This window comes from Acrocarpospora sp. B8E8, assembly GCF_039871605.1.
Lineage (GTDB): Bacteria > Actinomycetota > Actinomycetes > Streptosporangiales > Streptosporangiaceae > Acrocarpospora > Acrocarpospora macrocephala.
In genome coordinates, this window is record NZ_JBDPLV010000007.1 from 1 (window position 1) to 20,336 (window position 20,336).

The window sequence follows — 20,336 nt, forward strand, 5'->3', positions numbered from 1 at the left end:
TGGGGTACGGCTTGCGCTCGGTCACCCGGCCATCCCAGCACATCCGAGCCCACCGACCGGCGGTAACGCTACAAATCCATACGATCACACTGCGACATCACAGGCATATGCTCGCGGAACGCACTCTCAGCATCGGACATCAACTCGATTCGCTCGTCTGCGTACCGTCCTAGCGCCGAGACGCCACCGATCTGGTGGTATGACTCCAGCGACAGCTCACGACCCCGTTGCTGCTCCCATAGCCGCGTCAGCGCAAACTGCAACAGGGGAAGCTCCCCGTGACGGCCCCGAAAGTCGCCACAGAGCCGTTCGACCAGTGAGTCGCGTATCGTGATCGGATATTTCACCGGGCTCATGATGGCCTGCCGCAATTCATCCTCAGACATCGGACGAAGCGTACGCGCATGTACCTTAACGTACTCACCAATGTCCTCACGAGCCATCGTGATGAACTGCCCGAAAAAGTCACTTCGGATACTCATGGCGCCCACCAAGTACGGGCGCCCTTGACTATGCCTCTCCGCTACTAACTCGGCGAGCAAACCGAAAAAAACACTAACCTCTTCCGGGTCGTACGGCTGTGCACTCGTGATGATCTGCTCGACCTGGTCAACCACCAAAACGAGGCGGCCCAATCCAGCGTCCTCTATAAACTGCTGGGCGCAGTGGCGCAGACCGTGACGCCTCAGTCTTTCCTGCCACTCCGCGAGCGGCGCGGCGCTGGCTTCAGCGAAAGCACGCGCGAGAGCGCGGAAGGGCTGACGGCCGGGCAGCATTCTGATCGCCGCAGTTCCACCCTGCTCCTTGAGCCGAGGGACCAGTCCAGCGTCGATCACAGACGACTTACCGCTACCCGACGGGCCCATTACGACAACAAGCGGAAGCAGTACCGCATCATCCACAAGCGTCTGAACGAACTGGTTGCGTCCGAAGAACGAGTCGCGATTGGACTCGTCGAATGCCCGTAAGCCGATGTACGGACACGGAGGTGGCCGGAACAGGACATCTGGCCACGCCTGGATCAGGACGGCTGGGTTGATCACGTAAACATCCTCGCCACCAACCGCTTGCAGCATGCCAACGACCTGCTGGGTGGTGCGCGACCAGACCGGCCCGCCGCTGAAGCCTGCGCGGGCAACGAACACGCCCCCAAGCTGCTGATCCACTTGATAGCGGACGGCATCTACGGCGCCCATTAGTTGCCCAACGACGTGTCCCCCAGTCTCGCGAACCGGTGATGGCCCCCACATCTGCACGTCATCGGGATCGGTCCCCTCGTCTGCCAGCGTCATCGCCGCCCCTGGCCCAGGAATCGCCTCCGACAGCACCAACCCACAGACATCCGCATAATCGAAGGTTTCTCGCTCCTGAGGCAACCATGCTTTGACGTGGGCGGACCGTACGACATCTCCATCAGCGAAGGGGTAACGCAGCAGGATGGCGTGCACGCTCCCGGGCCGTGACGACTCCCGCGTTTCCCGGCCCAAAGCGTCGTTGATCACATGCGCACAGGTGAGGACGTGCAAGTCACCGACCAGGAAGCCCAGCCCAATAGGCTTCTGGTCGCGCCCAAGAACCTCTACGATCCCGTGCTCAGGGCGTGCCATCGTCCCATTTGGCCCTGACCGTGAAAGATGCCTCCGCCGTCCCCTTCGTAAAGATCACCCCAAATTCTCCGCCGAGCGTCAAACCAAACTCGACCTCGATCTCCTTCGGCGCCCTTAGCTGGGACCGCAGCTTGCCAAGGATGACTTCGAGCGCGGGCCCGACCCTGTCGAATGCCTCGGCCAGCGACCAACTGGTCTCTTCGAGCTTCCCTCCGCGCGAGGCCAGCGAGATACCCGGACCAGGTTCGATCTCAGCTTCGATGTACTGCCCCTCCCCATCTGTCTCCCCCACGGGTATACGTACGCGTACTGCGTCCATCGGCTCCGCCCTCCCTGCCGTCGCACAGACGATAAGCCACAACCGGAATTTCCGGCGCTACTCCTTGAAACCGGTCGAATAGACCCCGGCCATACCAAGGAACACGAAGGCCCAGGCGGACAAAATGCCCGCACCATCCGGTACCGCGCCTGTCTGGGCTGCCGCTCCTTCCCGCCTGGCTCGCGATCAGCATGACCGCGTAACCCGTACCCGTGGCCGCTCAGCGGCATAGGTGCCGTGAACCTCGGCGTGCCGCCCCGGCCGAGGTCGTAGACGGCGACGCGGGCCTGGCAGGGGCGGCAGGAGGCACTCCACGATGACCGAGCCGCTGCCGAGCCCGACCGGGGTGCGTACCGGAGCGCGTTGGTCATCAGCTCTGACGTGACGTACTCGGCGTCCCCGCACACCGAGGCCCAGACCGGCTACGGCCGAAGCTCGTGAAACCTTGTCTCTCCCATATCACCGTCCCTCCGTCCCAAATGCGGTTGATCGACTCGGCGCTATGTGTCCTGTCCATAGCCCTGGGCCTGACGGCAGGCTGATGGAGTGTCTGTCACGCCCCCATCCGCGGTCGAGTGCGAGCCGGCGAAAGCTTGCACCCCTTACGTTTGGTGACAGATCACGAGCGCACCGGGTGGGTTTCGGTGCGCTCGTAGTGTGCTCGGATGTCAGGAACCTATCCGACACGGGCGCGGAAGGACCGGCATGAAAATCAACGGAGTCAAGAACGAAACGGTACGACACGGGATACCCAGGCGGCTGGCGGACGTTGATCGCGTAGGGCCGCTGATTCTCAATCAGCGCGTCCGGGGTTCGAATCCCTGGCGGCGCACCGCAGCGAGAAAACCGCAGTCTCACCCGGGTGCTATCGGGCGCCGACATCGAATTGTTCACCGGGCGTTCCGCCCGCACCGTGGCCGCTTTCCAGCCCCTGCTCGAGCGTGGCCGTGAGGCCGGAATCGTGCACCCGGTCGTCGATGTCGACGACCTGATGCTGGCGTTCCCAATGGCGGCGGGGGCCATGGCCGACAGCAACGCCGCCGACAGCGAGCTCATGGGTGACCGTGCGCGTGGCATGCTGCATCGCGCCCCTATTCACGGCGAGCTGCCGACGATTCGGCGAGTGCCGATGCGTCCCCGACACGGCGACGATCTCACTCCCCTTCAATCCGAACGGCGCGAGTTCACCGCGCCTAGAGCTCCGAGAGTGTGCCTCTATCCCATCCGTCTTGTTGAACGCGATGTCGCCGAGGCTAGGCCACCGTGCAATCGCCTAGCCGGGTTGGGACGGGGGCGGGGACGGGAGGAGGCAGGCGTCTCCTTCGCACAGCGCCGCGTCGGCGTCGCCGAGCACCGTCAGCAGCCCTGTCGGTCCGTCGGGTTCGGGGTACTGATCGGTTCTCGCAGGGCTGCTCATGCCGCGTTCTCCTTCACCTTGGTCAGTACGTCGGCGAACGTCGTGGCGTCCTGGGCGCCGGAGACCGCGTACCTGCCGTCGAAGACGAAGAACGGCACGCCCCGGATGCCGTACCGCGCGGCCTGCCGCAGGTCGGCGCGCACATCCGAGAGGTGCTCGTCGCTGTTGAGCGATCGAACGACGTCGTCGCGATCGAGACCGATCTCCGCGGCGAGGTCCGCGAGTTCGCTGACGCGGCCCACGTGCCGGCCTTCGGTGAAGTAGGCCGCCAGCAACCGTTCTTTCATGTCCGCCTGGCGTCCGCGTGCCTTCGCATAGTGCAGCAGCTCGTGCGCCCGGAGGGTCTTGGTCGGCTTGAGCCGGCCGTAGTCGAACTCGAGTCCGACGGCGTGCGCGAGTTTCAAAACGTTCTGCTCCATGTCGCGCGCCTGCGCCAGAGTGACGCCCATTTTGTGCGCGATGAGCTGCACGTGGCTTTCTTCGACGTCCTCGGGTGTGTCGGGCGCGAGCTCGAAGGAGTGGAACTCGACCTCGACCGGCAGACCGGACGCGGCGGCGCCCGCCTCGAACTTGCGCTTCCCGATGTAGCAGAACGGGCACGCGATGTCGGACCAGATGTCGACCTTTATGGTGCTGACCACGGCTGCCAACCTCGTTTCTCCCGTGATAAGTTGAGCTTTACCTCAAGTTACCTTCCGTACGGTAACACCAACTTGAGGAAGCCATCAAGTTAGGGGGTGAGACCCAGCATGGCGCCTGCGGACAGTACGAGGGCGTTGCGCCGTGACGCTCGGGAGAACCTGGAAAAGCTCACGGCGGCGGCGGTCAAGGTGTTCCTGGCCCAGGGTTTCTGCGCCCCGCTGGAGGAGGTGGCCCGTGCCGCGGGGGTGAGCATCGGCACGCTCTACAACCGGTTCGGCACCCGCGAAGCGCTCATCGACGCCGTGGTTCCGGTCATCGCCGCGGACCGTACGGGCAGGCTGGCGGCGCAGGCGCAGGCGGAGCCCGACCCGTGGTCGCGGTTCCGGTTCTACGTGACGCGCCTGCTCGAGCTCCAGGCCGCTTCTCCCCCGGTCGACGACATCATGGCCCGCCGCTACCCCGGTTCGCAGGAGCTGACCAACCACTGCGACGACGCCCTCGCCCACGCGGCCCGGTTCATCGAGGCGGCCCAGGCCGACGGCAGTCTGCGCGGGGACTTCCGGATCGCCGACCTGACCGCCATGTTCCTCGCGAACTCCGGCATCCTGCGCGCGGCCACGACAGTCGAGGAGGACGCCTGGCGGCGACACCTCGAGTTCGTTCTGGACGGCCTACGCGTCCGGATAGACGAGGACGTCCACCGCGCGGCCGTTTAACCCCTCGCGTCCAGGGCAGACGGAGTTCCCCCCGTCTTAAGGCTGGTAACGATGGGCATTGCGTGGGGTCTGTTCGGCCGGGACATCGCGGTCGATCTGGGTACCGCCAACACACTGGTCTACGTCCGCCGCAAGGGGATCGTCCTGAACGAGCCCTCAGTCGTGGCGATCAACCTGCACAACGATCGGATCGTCGCCGTCGGCAAGGCGGCCAAGCGGATGATCGGCCGCACCCCACCGCACATCGCCACGATCCGGCCGCTCAAGGACGGCGTCATCGCCGACCTGGACGCGGCCGAGCGCATGCTGCGGCACTTCATCAGGAAGGCGCACCGCAGCCGGTTCCTGTCCAGGCCCCGGATCGTGGTGGCCGTGCCGAGCGGCACGACCGGGATCGAGCAGCGCGCGGTCAAGGAGGCCGCCTACGAGGCCGGGGCCCGGCGGGTGCACATCGTCGAGGAGGCCATGGCCGCCGCGATCGGGTCGGGGCTGCGGGTCAGCGAGGCGACCGGGAGCATGGTCGTGGACATCGGCGGCGGCACCACCGAGGTGGCGATCGTGTCGCTGGGCGGGACCGTGGTGGCCAAGTCGATCCGGGTCGGCGGTGACGAGCTGGACGAGGCGATCATCACCTTTGTCAAGAAGGAGCATGCCCTCCTGCTCGGGGAGCACACGGCGGAACGGATCAAGATCACGCTCGGGGCCGTACAGGACGAGCGGATGGCCGACGCGCCGAAGGGGCGGCATCGGACCGGCTTGCCGGTGGAACCGGTGGCCGACGAGGAGGCAGCCGAGGAACCGCCGGAGCAGACCGTGCCCGCGGCTCGCGGATGGAATCCGTTCCGCCGGGCCGACCAGCCGTCGCAGGCCCCGCAAGGGGAGGCGGCGGCCGAGCCCGAGGTGACGACGATGACGATCCGGGGGCGGGATCTCGTGACCGGGCTGCCGAAGACCGCCGAGATCAACCGGGCCGAGATCAGCGAGGCCATCGAGGGCCAGGTCCAGACGATCATCGACGCGGTGCAGAGCACGCTCGACCAGTGTCCCGCCGAGCTGGCCGGGGACCTGCTGGACAACGGGATCGTGCTCACCGGGGGCGGCGCCCTGCTGCGCGGCCTGGCGCATCGGCTCGGCAAGGCCACCGGCATGCCGATCCACCTCGTCGAGCGGCCGCTCTACTCGGTGGCGCTCGGCGCGGGACAGTGCGTGGAGCGGTTCGACGCGCTGCGCGAGGTCTTCCTGCCAGAATCCCGCCGCTAGGAACGCCGATGACAAGCCGCCCGGCCCGCGTGCTGCTGCTGCTCGCCGCCGTCTCCCTCCTGCTCATCGCCCTGGACCGCTGGACCCCGCTCGATCCGCTCCGCCGCGCCGGTTCCCTGCTGTACGGCACGACCGCCTCGCTCATCGCCGCGGCGACCAGGATCGGCGACAACGCGGACCGATTACGCGCCCTGGAACGCGAGAACGCGGCCCTGCGCGCCGGCGACCTCGCCCGGCGGCAGACCCCCGCGGCGATCCCCCTGCCGGATCCCGCCCACCGCGGCCTGCCCGCCCACGCCGTCGGCTTCGCCCCCGGGACCATCACCATCGACATCGGCACCGGCGACGGCATCACCCGCGACCTCACCGTCCTGAACGCCGACGGCCTGATCGGCCGCGTCACCTGGGCCGGCCCGACCACCGCCACCGTCTCCCTGCTCACCGACCGCGCTTCCTCGATCGGCGCCCGGCTGCCCTCCGGGGAGGTGGGCACGATCACCGGTCACGACGACCTGCTGCTGTTGCGCCTGCTGAATCCCCAGGCCGCCCTCGCGCCCGGCGACAGGGTGACCACCCTCGGCTCCGACAATCACCGGCCCTACGTCCCCGGCGTGCCCATCGGCGAGGTCATCCGGGTCGAGCCCACCCCGGGCGCGTCCACCCAGACCGCCCTAGTCCGCCCGTACGCCGCACTCACCACCGTCGATCTGGTCACGGTGGTGCTCCCGTGAGGGCCGTCGTGCTGGTGCTGCTCGCGCCGGTGGCGCAGCTGATGGTGATCGGCCGGTGGGGTGGTCCCGAGCTGGCGCTGGTGGCCGTCGTGGTGCTGGCGCGGGCGCCGGGAACGGGGGCGGTGCTCGGGTTCGTGGCGGGGATCGCGGCGGATGTCGCGCCACCGGCGGAGCACACGATCGGGACCGGCGCCCTGGTCCTCACCTTCGCGGGGTACGCCGCCGGGCAGCTGGGCGCTCGCCGGTTCCAGGAGCGTTCCCTGTCGGCCTTCGGCGAGCGGTCGGCGGCAGAGAGGTCGGCGGCCTCCTGGGTCGGGCTGCTCGGCGTGATCACGGTGGCGGCCACCCTGGCGCTGGCTGGGCTCGACCTAGACGATCTCGCCTGGCAGGTCGGGTGGAACCTGGGGGCGGTGGTCGCGTGCGCCGTCGCGGTGGCGGGGCTGTCGAGGCGGCGAATGGGGGCCGGGCGGGCTGTGCTGCGGAGGCGGTATGCCTAGGCCGGGGCGGCTGCTCGTGTTGCACGTGGTCATCGGGGCGATGCTGGTCACGTTGCTCGGGCGGCTCTGGTACCTGCAGGTGGCCGACGGTCCGGCCTACGTGCGGGCGGCGGCGGAGACCCGGGTCCGGACTGTGGCCATCGCGCCGGTGCGCGGCAGGATCCTGGACGCGACCGGCCTGCCGCTGGTGGCCAACCGCACGGTGCCGGTCGTGGCGGTGGACTACATGGCGCTCACCCATCAGGCCGATGGGGGGCGCTCTGTGCTGGCGCGGCTGGCCGAGGTGTTGCGGGAGCCGTACGAGCGGGTGGCCGAGCGGGTGCGGTTGTGCGGTGGGGAGGTCCGGCGGCCGTGCTGGCCGGGGTCGCCGTACCAGCCGATTCCGGTGGAGGGCGAGGTGGACGTGCCGACGGCGCTGCAGATCACCGAGCGGCAGGAGGAGTTTCCCGGCGTCAGCACCGAACTCCAGCCGATTCGCACGTATCCGCTGGGTCCGGCCGCCGTGCACACCCTGGGCTACGTCCAGGCCGGGAGCGGGCAGGACGGTCTGGAGGCCGGGTACGACCGCGAGCTGGCGGGAACCCCCGGCCGCCGGGACGTGGTCGTGCGCAGCACCGGCGAGGTCGCGCATGTCCTGCGCGAGATCCCGCCGGTCCCGGGGGCCGATCTCGTGACCAGTCTCGACGCACGGATCCAGCAGGTCAGCGAGCGCGCGCTCGCCGACGCCATCGCCGGGGCCCGGCGGCGGGGGCTGCCCGCGGACTCGGGCGCCGCCGTCGTGCTGGAGGCGGCGACCGGCCGGGTGACCGCGCTGGCGGCCAACCCCTCCTACGACCCGGAGGTGTGGACCGGCGGGGTGTCCCAGCGCGAATTCGAGGCGCTGCCGCTCGCGTCCAGGGCCGTGCTCGGGCAGTGGCCGCCCGGTTCGACGTGGAAGGTCGCCTCGGTGGCCGCCGCCGCGAAAGCCGGATACGACCTGTCCGCGAGCTACGACTGCCCGGGGTACTACCGGGTGGGCAACCGGTCGTTCCGCAACTTCGGCGGCTTCGCGCTCGGCCGGATGGACCTGCGCGAGGCCCTCGTGCAGTCCTGCGACACGATCTTCTACCGGATCGCGGACGAGCTCTGGGCCGGCCGCAGGGACGGCGTCCTGGGCGAGGTGGCCAAGGGATTCGGGTTCGGCGCCAGGACCGGCGTCGACCTGCCGAGTGAGGCCAAAGGCGCGGTGCCCGGCACCGGCGACCTGCCGGGACACGCGGCCAACTTCGCCATCGGCCAGGGAGACGTCCTGGTCACGCCGCTGCAACTGGCCCGCGCCTACGCCGCGATAGCCAACGGCGGCACGCTGTTCAGCCCCCGCGTGGCCAAGGCCGTCGTCCGCCCCGGCGGCGAGGTCATCCGGACGATCACCCCGCCGTCCGAGCGTGTTCCGGTCCCGCCCGACGTCCTGGCGTTCATCCGCGACGCCCTGACCGACGTCCCCCGGACCGGTACGGCCGCCACCGCCTTCACCGGCTTCACCCATTCCATCGCCGGCAAGACCGGAACAGCCGAAGTGTCCGGCCGTGCGGACACATCCTGGTTCGCCTCATTCGACCAGCGACACGTGGTGGTCGTGGTCGTCTCCCAGGGCGGCACCGGCGCGGAAACCGCGGCTCCCGCCGCGCGAGCGATCTGGGAGGGCATCTCCCTATGACGATCGTCCGGCCGATGAGAGATCCCCACCTGGGTGGGCGTCCCCGGGTGAGCGCGGGGCGAGGGTGGGCGCCCGAGCGGGGTGGCGTGGACTGGGTGCTGGCCGGGGTGGCCGTGACCCTGTCGGGGATCGGGTTGCTGCTGGTCTGGTCGTCGGGGGGCGCGGAGCTGGCGCGGCGGCAGGGGGTGGCCGTCGGGCTCGGCTTGGTGGCCATGGCGGTTCTGGCGCGGTTCGACCTTCGGGTGCTGCGGTCGTTCACGCCGGTGGTCTACCTGGTCGCGGTCGTGCTGCTGGCCGCGGTGCTGCCGCTGGGGGATCGGGTCAACGGGGCGCGGTCCTGGCTGGATCTGGGGTTGCGGTTCCAGCCGTCGGAGCTGGCCAAGGTCGCGCTGGTGCTCGTGGTGGCGGTGCCGCTGGCGCACGGCGAACATGGGCCGAGGGCGCGCGGCGTGCTGGCGGCGCTCGGGCTGGCGGGGCTGCCGATCGGGCTGATCATGCTGCAGCCGGACCTCGGCACGGCGCTGGTCTTCACCGCGACCACGGCCGGCGCGGTGCTCGTGTCCGGGGCGAGCAAGCGCCTGATCGCGGGTCTGGTGCTCGCCTCGGCCGGGGCGGTGGCCTGGCTGGTGACGGTGGCGCGGCCGTACCAGATCGAGCGGCTCGCGGTGTTGCTCGATCCTTCGGCCGATCCGGACGGCAGCGGGTACACGGCGACGCAGGCGAAGATCGCGATCGGCTCGGGCGGATTGCTCGGGCGGGGGTTGTTCCAGGGTGAGCAGACGGCCGGGGGGTTCGTGCCCGAGCAGCACACCGACTTCATCTTCACCGTCGCCGGTGAGGAGCTGGGGTTCGCCGGGTGCGCCGCGATCCTGCTGCTGGTCACGGCGCTGCTCTGGCGCGGGCTGCGGATCGCCGCGGCCAGCGCCTCGCCGTACGGGCGGGTGGTGGCGGGGGCGGTCGTGAGCTGGCTGGCGTTCCAGGCGTTCGTGAACGTCGGGATGACCGTCGGGCTGATGCCCATCACCGGCCTGCCGCTGCCCTTCGTCTCCTTCGGCGGCTCGGCCACCATCGCCTGCCTGGCCGCCGTCGGCCTGCTCCAGTGCGTACGCCGGACCAGATCGGCGATCGTCTCCGGTTAGCGGACCTCAGCCCGGCACGGGCGTCTGGGGGACCGGCTTTCCGCGTCGGGCCAGCACGAACATGATGACGGCCGGGATGAGCAGGCCGAGCGAGCCGAACAGCCAGGAGCCGGTCATCACGCGGACCAGCAGGTCGTAGCCGGTGATGAGCAGCACCGGGACGGCGGCCAGCACAATCGTGCGTCGACCGGTCGCGGTGCGGACGGCCTGGCCCGCGAGGACGGCCAGCACCGTGAGCGGCAACATGAACAGGAAAGCCTCCGCCTCGTAGCCCAGGAATCCGATCTTCTCGGCGAATCCGATCTCGTACTGGAAGAGCTGCGGCAGCCCCGCGCCGACCAGCAGCGCCGACCAGCCGAGCATTTTCCGGTACGGCACGGCCGGCCGGTCCGGGCGCAGCGTCACCAGCACCGCGACCAGCACGACCGGCGCGAACGCGCTCCGCCAGGACGGGGCCGACTCCGGGCCGAAGGCGTGCCGGAGCCGGATCCGCACCGCTCCCCGGATCAGGTCGGCCGATTCCGCGACCTTCGGGCGGGTGCGCCCCGGTTCCGCGCCCGCCATCAGGACCCCGAGCATCTCCTCCTCGTGCATCGCGCGATGCGCCTGCGGATACCACCGCAGCAGCCGCCGGTACCGGGCTTCCAGCGCGGTCATGGCATCCCCCAGGCCGTGCTGAAGCGCTGCCGCAGCCGGGTGGTGGCGGCGGTGGCGTGCCGGGTGATCCGGTCGACCTCCTCGGCCAGGCGGGTCGCGCCTTCGCCGGTGAGCTGGTAGTAGCGGCGCACCCGGCCGTCGACGATCTCTTCGCGATCGGCCTCGATCAGTCCTTCGGCGCGAAGCCGGTCGAGAGCGGCGTACAGGGTTCCCGCCCTCAGCACCACTCGGCCCTCGGAGATCTCGGCGACGTCGGTGATCACGCCGTAGCCGTGTTGCGGTCCCGCCGCGAGCGCGGTCAGGATCAGGAACGTCGGCTCCTGCATCTGTCTCATGTCATCTATATATACCGCTCATCGGTACATAGTGCGGCTTTTGCCGCTGGCCTGACGGTCACGCCTCCTCTTCCGGAGCCGGAAGCAGATGTGGCGCGCACTTCCCCAAGATGCTCTGGAACGGATTCTGGAACCGCCGGGTCTTCGACGACACGGCCTTGCCCAGGAGCAACGCCAACCCTGCCGAGGCCACGACGACGACCCAGCCTGCCCAGGTCCCGATCGACGGCTCCAGCCACGTGACGGTGGTGACCGTGCCATAGATGAGGAACCCGGACGCGACGATAAGGCCCCCGAATAGCATGGTGAACCCGCTCACCCCGCCAAGGAGGTCGTTGGACAGCTTGCCCATGTCCTCCAACACGACGATCACTACGCTGGCGATCACGACGACGGTGGACACCGCAACGATCCAGGCGATCCATGCCGGACCAAACGTCCACGATCCGGTGATCGTGCCCCACAGCCTCACGGATCCCGCTATCGCAAAACACCACGCCAGCAGCCCCCACACGATGGTTCGGATCAGCCGCAGCACGCGTGGCTCCGGTGTGCGCTCCGCCAGCGCCTCCCAGTCCTGCCGGCTGCAGCGCCTGGCTCCGAAGCTGGCCACCAGTATGAGCCCGACGCGCCAGTCGAGGGCGCGGATTATTTGGCTGCTGGCTCCGCCCTCTACGGTTTTGGCGATGACCCGGTCCGCCAAGGCCTGAGCGGCGACCTGGACACGCGGTTCAACGGTCCCTGAAAGTGCCGCCAGCCCCACGTTCTCAAGCATCGCGTAGCTCTCCTGGGGAGAGCCCCGAACATGCGCCAGGACGGAGACGCCGGGAACGTGCTCGCGTAGCTCGTCCATCCGCTTTTTCGTGATGGCATCCACCGACCACACCACCCGCTCACCACCACGGGATCCCAGCCTGGCGGCGTGCAACGGCAATGCGATCAACGGAGTCACCGGAGGCAGCGGGCCGAGGGCGTCCGCCCTGATGCCCTCGCTGATAAGCCAGGCGACCCTGCCCACGACCGACGACAGACGCGGCGACCACTCCCGCCGGTATGGCTTGACGACCCACTCCAGGCGCTCGCCGGGCACGACCTCATCGCGACGGTCCTTGTCCAGCACGGCCCGTACGTCGTCGCTGTTCAGCAGCACCGCCAGCCACCATGCGGCCGGCAGGCGCGCGGACTCCGGCGCGGGGGAATCCGGCGCGAGCAGGGGCACCAGCGCCTCGGCGGCGGCCGGGGTGCCGATCAGGCCGATGTCGTCGATCGCCCAGAGCAGACCCCTCTGCGCGGCCTTTCGCAAAGCGGGGATCGCCAGCTCTCCCATCGAGCGCAGCTCTGCGCGGGCGAACGGGTCCGACGGCGCCTGCTCGGTCAGCGCGGCCCCGGCCTCGGAATGGCCGGAGGCGGCGAGCACGCGGATCGCCTGGCGCCGGGGCTCATCGATGGCGGGCGCGGGAACCGGCAGGCGATCCGCATGTTCGCCGACGGCGCCCGGATGCGCCTGGCCGACCATGCGCAGGAGCGTGTCCAGCACCGTCCTGCCGCGCGGGCCGCCGACGCCCGCGAGCGCGCCCAGCGCGCGGACGGTCGAATCCGCCAGCACGCCCGAGGTCAGCTGGCCGAGGAAGTGGCCGATGACCTCGTCGGCGAACGCGCTCTCGACCCGAGTGGCCTCGGCCAGGCTGCGCACGACCAGCACGCGTCCCTCGTCGCCCTCGCCGGTGTAGATCGCGCGTAGCAACGGCGCCGAGTCGTCGGCTACCAGGCCGCACCACAGCCCGACGACCTCACGCCACGTCTCGGGATGACGCCGATAATGCTGGAGTAGTTCCTCCCAGTTCTTCCCCAGCTCCAGCGCCGCCAGGTATTCCTGCAACGTCAGGTGCCGGAAGCCGTAGAGCTCCTCGGCCCCCTCCAGGCGGATCAGCAACCGGCTGCGCTCGACGATCTCGCGGATCACCTCGTCGGCCTCCGCGCGGTCGAGGTTGAAGTCCTCTCCCTCGGCCCGGATGACCGCCAGCAGATCCCGGCGGGTGATGGCCCTGCGGTCGCCGCGGCCGTCGGCCTCCTGCCTGCTCATCAGCATCAGCGCGACCTTGCGCAGGATCGCCAGCTTGATGGCGGGACCGTGCCGGGTGACCTGGCCGAGGCCCCGGGCCTCGTCGCGGCGGAGCAGGTACGCGACGGCCTTCTCGTAGAACTCCGAGCGTGAACGCGGCATCCGCTCGCCCCGTTCGCCGAACACGCCCTCCAGATGCAGGTACGCGATCATCGTGAGCAGCATCGGGCTGCGCGCCAGGCTCAGCACGGGGCGGTTGGCCTGGAGCGCGCCGAACAACGACTCCATCCGCTCGTCGTCCTTGAGCAGGTGCCGCAGCAGCAGGCGCAACGCCGCGTCGTCGAGGTCGGCGACCTTCATCGGCGGGCCGAACTCGGCGGCCAGCTCGCCGTCGTAGACCTCGTCGCGGCAGGTCACGACCATCGGGCAACTGTGGTGCCGCTGGGCCAGGTCCTTCAGCTCGGCCAGCGCCGCGGCGTGGCGGTCGCGCAGCACCTCGTCCAGGCCGTCGAAGTACAGGCGCAACCGGCCCTCGCCGAGGGCGGCGTCGAGCTGCTTGAGCGTGAACTGCCACTTGCCATGGCTCAGCGCCCGGGCGACCAGGTCCTTCAGCGTCGCGCCGCTGGTGCCGTACAGGTGCAGGTCGACGAGCACGGGGACGGACGGGTCGCGGCGCGGGTCCCTGGTCCACGCCAGCATCAGGTGCTTGAGCAGCATCGACTTCCCGGCGCCCGGTTCGCCGACGACCACGGCGCGGTCCGCTTTGCGCAGCCGCTCCTCGACGTCGAGTCGCTCGCCGCCGGATTCATACCGGACGGGGATGTAGACCTCCTCGACGGCGATCGGGGCGTCGTCGCGGCGGAAGCCCATCGTGTGGGTGCCGTAATTCTTGCGGACAGCGGCGACATACAGCTTCAGCGCGCGGCGCTTGAGCAGGTTGCGCTCGGGCCCGGCCTGCAGGCGGTCCAGCAAGCGCTTGCCGAGCTCCTCGACGATGCCGCCGGCGAGCTTGTCGACGATCCACAGCAACACGAACAGCGCGAGCAGCGCGCCGCCATAGGGCAGCAGTGAGCTGACGGATTCCGCCGACAAAGGGGTCCCCATTCGATCAGAACGGTCGATCCCCCGCGATTATCCCCATCTTCGGGCTGCCGCGGAGTGAACTCCATGATTCACAGGGTTCCCCGGCAGTTGAGCGGAGTTGCGGGCGGGGCCGGAGGAGAACTATCTTGCTCTGATTGTGGCGGCGCATAATCAGCGCTGCCGTGCGTTCGGGGGCGCTGCATGATGGCGCCAGCACCCGAGCGAGACGAGAGCCATGGGTTTCAGACGTGACACCATCCGGTCCAAGGCGTTCTCCCTGCTCGTGGTCCCGCTGCTGTCGCTGACGGCGATCTGGGCCTATACGGCGGTCACGGCCATCGGCGAAGCGACCACGCTGCTGGGGATCGCGGCACGTTACAGCTCCTATCTGGGTCCCGTGGAGGACCTCAACAACAACATCCGCGAAGAACGCAGGCTCAGCGTTGTCGCGCTCCACGACGACGACGATGACCGCGCGCGCGGCGAGCTGACCAGGCAGCGCAGGGCCACGGACAAAGCCCTGGACGTGTTCCGGGCGGCCACCGCCGAGCAGGACCCGCAGACCCTGCCCGAGCAGACCACCGAACTGATCACCCAGCTGGACGGGCTGTCGGCGACCCGGCGGTCGGTCGACACGGGCACCAGCACCGGCCTGACCGCGATGCGCGTCTACAGCGACCTGGTGGACGAGATCTACAGCTTCATGGCCGGTCTGGCCCGCAACGACGGCATGTCGCTGGAGCAGTACTCGCAGATCCGCTCGCTCGGGTCGCTCGAACTGGCGGTGGACCTGCTGGCCCGCGAGCAGAGCCTGATCGCCGACGCGGTGGCCAAGAAGGATCTCGCGCCGTCCACCCACACGGCCTTCAGCGAGCTGGCCAGCAGCCGGAAGTTCCTGCTCCGCAACGGCCACAGCGACCTGAGCCCGGAGTTGCGCGTGGAGCTGGAGCGGATCTTCGCGCTGCCCGTGTACAGCGGGGTGGTGGCGGGCGAGGACCGCATCGTCGCGTTCGTGCCGACGCCGGGCGAACTGCCGTACGAGCTGGAGCAGTGGGTTCGGGACGCCGGCGAGGTGAGCGCCGCCATCGAGCGGGTCACCGCGGCCGCCATCGAGCGCGCGCTCGACGACGCCGAGTCCCGGATCACCGCCGTGTTCACCAGGACCGCGCTGATCAGCGGCCTCGGCCTGATCGCGGTCGTGCTGTCGATCCTGGTCTCGGTCCGGTTCGGCCGCCGCCTGGTCCGCGAGCTGAGCGACCTGCAGGAGTCGGCCGTCGCCATCGCCAGAACCCGGCTGCCCGATCTGGTACGGCGGCTGCGCGGCGGCGACAGCGTGGACCCGGCCGAGGAGACCCCCACCATGGCGGAGGGGCGGACGGCCGAGGTCAAGCAGGTCTCCGAGGCGTTCAACTCGGTGCTCAGCGAGGCCGTGCGGGCCTCGGTCGGGCAGGCGGAGCTGCGCCGCAGCGTCGGCCAGGTCTTCCTCAACCTGGCCAGGCGCAGCCAGTCGCTGCTGCACCGCCAGCTCAGCCTGCTGGAGGTGATGGAGCACCGGGAGGAGGAGCCGGAGACGCTGGAGGACCTGTTCCGGCTCGACCACCTGTCCACCCGCATGCGCCGCCACGCCGAGAACCTGATCATCCTGTCCGGTTCCGCGCCGAGCCGCCGCTGGCGGGAGCCGGTGCCGATCTTCGACCTGGTCCGCGGCTCGGTCACCGAGGTGGAGGACTACACCCGGGTCACCGTGCACGAGATGCGGCACGCGCCGACCGTGGTCGGCACCGCCGTCACCGACCTGATGCACCTGGTGGCCGAGCTGATCGAGAACGCCACCGTGTTCTCGCCGCCGGGCACCCGGGTGTTCGTCCGCGGCGAGATCGCCGCCAACGGCTACGCCATCGAGATCGAGGACCGCGGCCTCGGTCTTGAGCCGGCCAAGCTGGAGGCGCTCAACCGGCGACTGGCCGAACCGCCCGAGTTCGACCTGGCCGACAGCGAGCGGCTCGGCCTGTTCGTGGTGGCCCGGCTGGCCGCCCGGCACGGGGTGAAGGTGGTCCTCCGCCCGTCCCCGTACGACGGGGTGACGGCGATCGTGATGATCCCGCCGAGCATGCTGGCCGCCGCCGACGAGCGCGCCGGAACCATGCCCACCCGCCCGGTACGGCACCAGCCACCCCCGCCGCCACCCCCGGCACGCACCCCACCGCCCCCGCCGCCACTCGTCCTGAGCGAAGACGACGATATGGAAGGGTTGCCGCAGCGGGTGCCGCAAACTCATCTCGCCGCCCAGCTGCGGGGGGCCGAGCCGGAACGGCCGAGCAACCAAGCTGACATCGACGCGTCCACGGCGGAGCGGCGGGCCGGTCTGATGACGGCCATGCAGCGCGGCTGGGAACGCGGGCGCAGGCAAACGGGTCAGCCCGACCTGTACGGCACACGAAAGGACACGACGGATGGCTGAACTCGTGAAGGAGCTGGACTGGCTGCTCGACGACCTGATCCGGCGCACACCCGGTGTCCTGCACGCGATCGTGCTCTCCGCGGACGGGCTGGCGATGGGCGGCTCCCAGGGCCTGAACCGCGAGGACACCGAACATCTGGCGGCGATCGCGGCCGGCAGCCACAGCCTGGCCCAAGGGGCGGGGCGGCGGTTCGGGGTCGGCGGCGTCCGGCAGACGATCATCGAGCTGGACGCGGCGTTCCTGTTCGTCACCGCGGCCGGGGACGGCGCCAGGCTGGCCGTCATGACCGCCGCGGACGCCGATCTCGGGGTGGTCACCTACGAACTGACCATGCTGGTGAAACGGGTCGGGGAGCATCTGAGCACGCGACCACGGGCCGCGAGCGGGCAGGTTCATGGGCGCTGAGGAAGACCCGGGGCCGCTGGTCCGCATGTACGCGGTGACCGGCGGGCGGGCCCGGCCGATCGGGGAGGCGTTCGACGTCGTCGCGGTGGTGACGACGCTCGGCATGCCGTACGAGCCGGTGGGGTTGGCGCCGGAGCACATCACGGTGCTCCGGATGTGCGTCCGGCCGACGACGGTGGCCGATATCGGCGTGCACCTGCGCCTGCCGCTCAACATCACCCGCGTGCTGCTGAGCGACCTGCGGCGGGAGGGCCTGGTGTCGATCGACCGCCCGGTGGCCTCCGCCGCCGCCATGAACGAGCGGACCTATCAGGAAGTGCTCAATGGACTACGCGCGCTCTGAGACCTTGGCGATCAAGATCCTGGTCGCGGGCGGCTTCGGCGTGGGCAAGACCACGATGGTGTCGGCGGTGAGCGAGATCCAGCCGCTGCACACCGAGGAGCTGCTCAGTGACCACAGCGCGGCGGTGGACGACACGACCGGGGTGGAGATGAAACTCACTACCACGGTCGCGCTCGACTTCGGCCGCATCACGCTGCGCGAGGGCCTGTGGATCTACCTGTTCGGCACACCGGGCCAGGACCGCTTCTGGTTCATGTGGGATGAACTGTCCATCGGCGCCCTCGGCGCGGTAGTGATCGCCGACACCCGCCGCCTCAATGAGGCGTTTCCGGCGGTGGACTACTTCGAACAGCGGAACATCCCGTTCGTAGTGACCGTGAACTGCTTCGACGGGGCGCGACGGCATTCGCCGGAGGCGGTGCGCAAAGCGCTCGCACTGCCGGAGCACGTCCCGGTGGTGCTTTCCGACGTCCGCGACCGCGAATCGGTGAAGGAGATCCTGCTCACCCTGGTACGGCACGCCCGCGAACACGCGCCCTCCCTGACCGCCTAAGTCTCCTTGCCGCGAAATTCCGCGAGGGGAAGGGTCAATAACCAAACGGTCTTTCAACGCGGGGGTGGAGTATGGGACCTTCGGCTTGGATCGGTATCCGTACGGGAGCGAGGGCCCGGATGGTTGAGACGGCGAATCCGATGCACACGGCGTTGCTGGACTTACAGCGCCGAATTCGCGGTGAATTGCACGTGGTCGAGCAGACATTGGCGAAAGCCGACAAGGACATGGGCGGCGGGCTGGTGTGGCTCGGGCCGGAGGCCCGGCGCTGGCGTGACAACCTCGGCCTGCGGCGGACCCAGCTCCGGCGGGCATCGGACCGGATGGAGCGGGCGATCGACGACGCCCTGGCCGGGCAGCCCGTCAGGGTGCCGGAAGCCACGGCGGACGCATATCGGCGGCAGCGAAGCGGGCGGTTGTGATGTCGCCTTACAGTTCCGAGTTCCGTGGGGTCGACCCTGACCGGCTGCTCGCGATGATCAATTCGATGGACGCGGACGCGGAGGCGTTGCAGGCGTTCGTGCAGCGGTTCCGGGGGGAGTTCGCGCGGCTGGGGGTGGACACGTCGGCGTTGACGGAGCTGGAGCGGATCAGCGCGTGGACGCGGGACCAACTGCCATTGATGCGCCGCCGCCACGAACTGGCAATAGCCGCCGACCGGGTGGGCAGGGCCGCGTTCGTACAGATCCCCGACGTCACGATGACCTTGGCCGAGGCGCACGCCAAAGGCCGGGACCTGGCCGCCATGTTCGGCACCGGCATCCTGTCCAACAAGGACTTCACCGCGAAGTTCAAGGGTGAACTGGTGCATCAGCACATCGGTGAACTCAAACATCTGGCCGGTGACCAGGACGCGTCGGCAGCGTTCGTGGCGGCGCTGCCCGGGCCGGTACGGCAGGCCCTGCCGAACCTGCTGATGGAGACCGGCAGTTCGACGGCGCGTGCGGATCTGGCGGCGTTCTCGGCGGTGTTCGGCGCGGCATTGCGGGCCACCAAACCGCCGCCGGGGATGGCCGAGTACCGGCGCGAACTGGCGGCTCCGGCGATCCCGGCGGTGGCCTGGCAGCGGCTGGCGTTGCTGACGGGGTCAGGCGCGCCCCCGGCGGTGCTGGCGCAGACCGCGCGGCTGGTCCTGGACGACTTTGTGGCCGACCCGGTGCGGGACTGGCGAGGCGTGGGGGTGGCGGAGTCACACGCCTACGGGTTGCCGATCGACTCGGTCGCGCTGGCGTTGCAGGTGATCGCCGATGACCCGGTGGCCGTGCGGTCGGTGTTCGCCGAGATGGGCCGCCCAGAGGTGGAGCTGACCCGCCCGGAGCGAATGAACCTGCTGTTGGAGTACGCCCGGCAGGCTGAGGATGACACGGCGGACGCGCTGGGCCGGGCGTTGGCGAGCGGATCGGGCACCTACCACGAGCAGCCGGGCGCGCACAGCGCCGACGCGGTGGCCTTCGCCTTCGACACCATCACCACCACCGCGCCCCTCGGCCAGGACATGCCGGACGCCGCTCAGGACTCCATGGCCGAACTGGCCGCCTCCTACAGGCACGAAATGCTCGCCGGCGCAGTCATCGGCGACGGCCGATTCCGTGACTCCGGGATGACCGCGCCCCCCGATTTCTCGACGATTCCAGGGCTGACGCCGGGCTTCTATCTGAGCACAGGGCACACCTACGGCTTCCTGAAGACCTTCGCCGCCGATGAGAAGAACACGAACACCTTCGACAAGGCAATGAGCGAGCTACGCGGTGACCTCCTGGTTCAAGCCGCCCGTCTCGATGGCGAAGGGGTGCGGGACAGCCCGCCCAAGGATCCCGGCTACTTCGCGGTAACGGCCAGTGCGATCGGTGACCTGGCCGGCATGGAGTACGCGGCGGCGCTGAAGGTTCGCGGGGACATGGACGAGTTTGATGAGAGGATGCGCGGCATCATCGCCGATGCCACGTCAGTCACGCTGGACAGGGTGCCCGATCCAAAGAAGGCGATCTGGTTGTTCGCCTGGGAGGCGGCCAAGTTCACCGCAGGCAAGGGGCTGGATTCCTGGAAGGATGGAGACCCGGCGGGCACCCGGGTCGGCAAGCTTGACAGTGCGCGCGACCAATGGGTCCTGGCGCAGCGCTACGAGATCGCCACCAGGTTGTGGGAGGGAGGGTATCCCGCCGATCCGCCGTGGCCGCCCAGCCTGATGAAGGACGGTAAGCCGCTTCAGCTGGACGACCTTCTCAAGGACAGCAAGAAATTCGAGATGTTCGACGCGTGGTCGGATTCCACGGACGAGGACGGTGACGGCTCGGCCTTTGACAAGAAGATCGAAGACGGGATCGACGGAGTGACCAGCAGTGAGCCCGTGGCGAGAGCGAAAAGACACGAAAATCAGCAATAGCCCTGCGCCCCACATCGGGCTCGACCAGC

The 20,336-nt window shown here is 69.3% G+C and carries 20 protein-coding genes and 1 tRNA gene; 13 read left to right on the plus strand and 8 right to left on the minus strand.

The features are described 5' to 3' along the window. Window positions 1-68 precede the first annotated feature (68 nt). Window positions 69-1,607: a trypsin-like peptidase domain-containing protein gene (locus ABGB08_RS08545; RefSeq protein WP_347588110.1), complete on the minus strand. Its 1,539-nt coding sequence runs from the start codon at window positions 1,605-1,607 to the stop codon at window positions 69-71. Beyond that, window positions 1,594-1,926: a CU044_2847 family protein gene (locus tag ABGB08_RS08550; RefSeq protein ID WP_347588112.1), complete on the minus strand. Its 333-nt coding sequence runs from the start codon at window positions 1,924-1,926 to the stop codon at window positions 1,594-1,596. Before ABGB08_RS08550 ends, ABGB08_RS08545 begins: the two co-directional genes overlap by 14 nt. A 755-nt stretch (window positions 1,927-2,681) precedes the next feature. Here ABGB08_RS08550 and ABGB08_RS08555 point away from each other — a divergent pair. Continuing rightward, a tRNA-Glu gene (locus ABGB08_RS08555) sits at window positions 2,682-2,758 on the plus strand. Window positions 2,759-2,791: 33 nt separating this feature from the next. Here ABGB08_RS08555 and ABGB08_RS08560 read toward each other — a convergent pair. The 3 genes from ABGB08_RS08560 to ABGB08_RS08570 form a co-directional block, all read right to left on the minus strand. After that, window positions 2,792-3,010: a hypothetical protein gene (locus ABGB08_RS08560; protein WP_347588115.1), complete on the minus strand. Its 219-nt coding sequence runs from the start codon at window positions 3,008-3,010 to the stop codon at window positions 2,792-2,794. 189 nt (window positions 3,011-3,199) lie between these two features. Beyond that, window positions 3,200-3,343 carry a hypothetical protein gene (locus tag ABGB08_RS08565; RefSeq protein WP_347588117.1) on the minus strand — a complete coding sequence of 48 codons (144 nt, stop codon included), beginning with the start codon at window positions 3,341-3,343 and terminating at the stop codon, window positions 3,200-3,202. After that, entirely contained in the window at window positions 3,340-3,984 is a 645-nt protein-coding gene (locus ABGB08_RS08570) for a DsbA family oxidoreductase (protein ID WP_347588119.1), read from the minus strand. The genes ABGB08_RS08565 and ABGB08_RS08570 overlap by 4 nt, the downstream gene beginning before the upstream one ends. 108 nt (window positions 3,985-4,092) lie before the next feature. Between ABGB08_RS08570 and ABGB08_RS08575 the strand changes: the two genes are divergently transcribed. The 6 genes from ABGB08_RS08575 to rodA are packed head-to-tail and all read left to right on the plus strand — an operon-like array spanning window position 4,093 to window position 10,024. After that, window positions 4,093-4,701 carry a helix-turn-helix domain-containing protein gene (locus ABGB08_RS08575; protein ID WP_347588121.1) on the plus strand — a complete coding sequence of 203 codons (609 nt, stop codon included), beginning with the start codon at window positions 4,093-4,095 and terminating at the stop codon, window positions 4,699-4,701. 51 nt (window positions 4,702-4,752) lie between these two features. Further along, on the plus strand, window positions 4,753-5,961 hold the full coding sequence (locus ABGB08_RS08580) for a rod shape-determining protein (protein ID WP_347588123.1): 1,209 nt from the start codon (window positions 4,753-4,755) through the stop codon (window positions 5,959-5,961). Window positions 5,962-5,969: 8 nt separating this feature from the next. After that, complete coding sequence (gene mreC, locus ABGB08_RS08585) at window positions 5,970-6,692, plus strand: rod shape-determining protein MreC (protein WP_347588125.1); 723 nt, start codon at window positions 5,970-5,972, stop codon at window positions 6,690-6,692. Next, a complete protein-coding gene (locus tag ABGB08_RS08590; RefSeq protein WP_347588127.1) occupies window positions 6,689-7,189 on the plus strand; it encodes a hypothetical protein in 501 nt (166 codons plus the stop codon). The genes mreC and ABGB08_RS08590 overlap by 4 nt, the downstream gene beginning before the upstream one ends. After that, entirely contained in the window at window positions 7,182-8,885 is a 1,704-nt protein-coding gene (locus ABGB08_RS08595) for a penicillin-binding transpeptidase domain-containing protein (protein ID WP_347588130.1), read from the plus strand. The genes ABGB08_RS08590 and ABGB08_RS08595 overlap by 8 nt, the downstream gene beginning before the upstream one ends. Window positions 8,886-8,899: 14 nt before the next feature. Then, complete coding sequence (gene rodA / locus ABGB08_RS08600; protein ID WP_347588132.1) at window positions 8,900-10,024, plus strand: rod shape-determining protein RodA; 1,125 nt, start codon at window positions 8,900-8,902, stop codon at window positions 10,022-10,024. Between the two features lie 6 nt (window positions 10,025-10,030). Here rodA and ABGB08_RS08605 read toward each other — a convergent pair whose 3' ends face one another. The 3 genes from ABGB08_RS08605 to ABGB08_RS08615 are packed head-to-tail and all read right to left on the minus strand — an operon-like array spanning window position 10,031 to window position 14,170. Continuing rightward, the gene (locus ABGB08_RS08605) at window positions 10,031-10,681 is read right to left on the minus strand and encodes a hypothetical protein (RefSeq protein ID WP_347588134.1); all 651 of its coding nucleotides are present in this window, start codon (window positions 10,679-10,681) and stop codon (window positions 10,031-10,033) included. Beyond that, a complete protein-coding gene (locus ABGB08_RS08610) occupies window positions 10,678-11,016 on the minus strand; it encodes a helix-turn-helix transcriptional regulator (RefSeq protein WP_347588136.1) in 339 nt (112 codons plus the stop codon). The genes ABGB08_RS08605 and ABGB08_RS08610 overlap by 4 nt, the downstream gene beginning before the upstream one ends. A 58-nt stretch (window positions 11,017-11,074) precedes the next feature. Then, a complete protein-coding gene (locus tag ABGB08_RS08615) occupies window positions 11,075-14,170 on the minus strand; it encodes an NACHT domain-containing protein (RefSeq protein ID WP_347588138.1) in 3,096 nt (1,031 codons plus the stop codon). A gap of 226 nt (window positions 14,171-14,396) precedes the next feature. Here ABGB08_RS08615 and ABGB08_RS08620 point away from each other — a divergent pair, with 226 nt between their 5' ends. The 6 genes from ABGB08_RS08620 (at window position 14,397) to ABGB08_RS08645 (ending at window position 20,307) form a co-directional block, all read left to right on the plus strand. Next, the gene (locus ABGB08_RS08620; RefSeq protein ID WP_347588141.1) at window positions 14,397-16,622 is read left to right on the plus strand and encodes a nitrate- and nitrite sensing domain-containing protein; all 2,226 of its coding nucleotides are present in this window, start codon (window positions 14,397-14,399) and stop codon (window positions 16,620-16,622) included. Next, on the plus strand, window positions 16,615-17,028 hold the full coding sequence (locus ABGB08_RS08625) for a roadblock/LC7 domain-containing protein (protein WP_347588143.1): 414 nt from the start codon (window positions 16,615-16,617) through the stop codon (window positions 17,026-17,028). The genes ABGB08_RS08620 and ABGB08_RS08625 overlap by 8 nt, the downstream gene beginning before the upstream one ends. Then, window positions 17,018-17,371, plus strand: a complete 354-nt coding sequence (locus ABGB08_RS08630; RefSeq protein WP_347588145.1) for a DUF742 domain-containing protein — start codon at window positions 17,018-17,020, stop codon at window positions 17,369-17,371. Before ABGB08_RS08625 ends, ABGB08_RS08630 begins: the two co-directional genes overlap by 11 nt. Then, complete coding sequence (locus tag ABGB08_RS08635; RefSeq protein WP_347588147.1) at window positions 17,352-17,924, plus strand: ATP/GTP-binding protein; 573 nt, start codon at window positions 17,352-17,354, stop codon at window positions 17,922-17,924. Before ABGB08_RS08630 ends, ABGB08_RS08635 begins: the two co-directional genes overlap by 20 nt. 119 nt (window positions 17,925-18,043) lie before the next feature. Next, complete coding sequence (locus tag ABGB08_RS08640) at window positions 18,044-18,346, plus strand: hypothetical protein (RefSeq protein WP_347588149.1); 303 nt, start codon at window positions 18,044-18,046, stop codon at window positions 18,344-18,346. Beyond that, the gene (locus ABGB08_RS08645; RefSeq protein ID WP_347588151.1) at window positions 18,346-20,307 is read left to right on the plus strand and encodes a hypothetical protein; all 1,962 of its coding nucleotides are present in this window, start codon (window positions 18,346-18,348) and stop codon (window positions 20,305-20,307) included. The genes ABGB08_RS08640 and ABGB08_RS08645 overlap by 1 nt, the downstream gene beginning before the upstream one ends. Window positions 20,308-20,336: the final 29 nt, after the last annotated feature.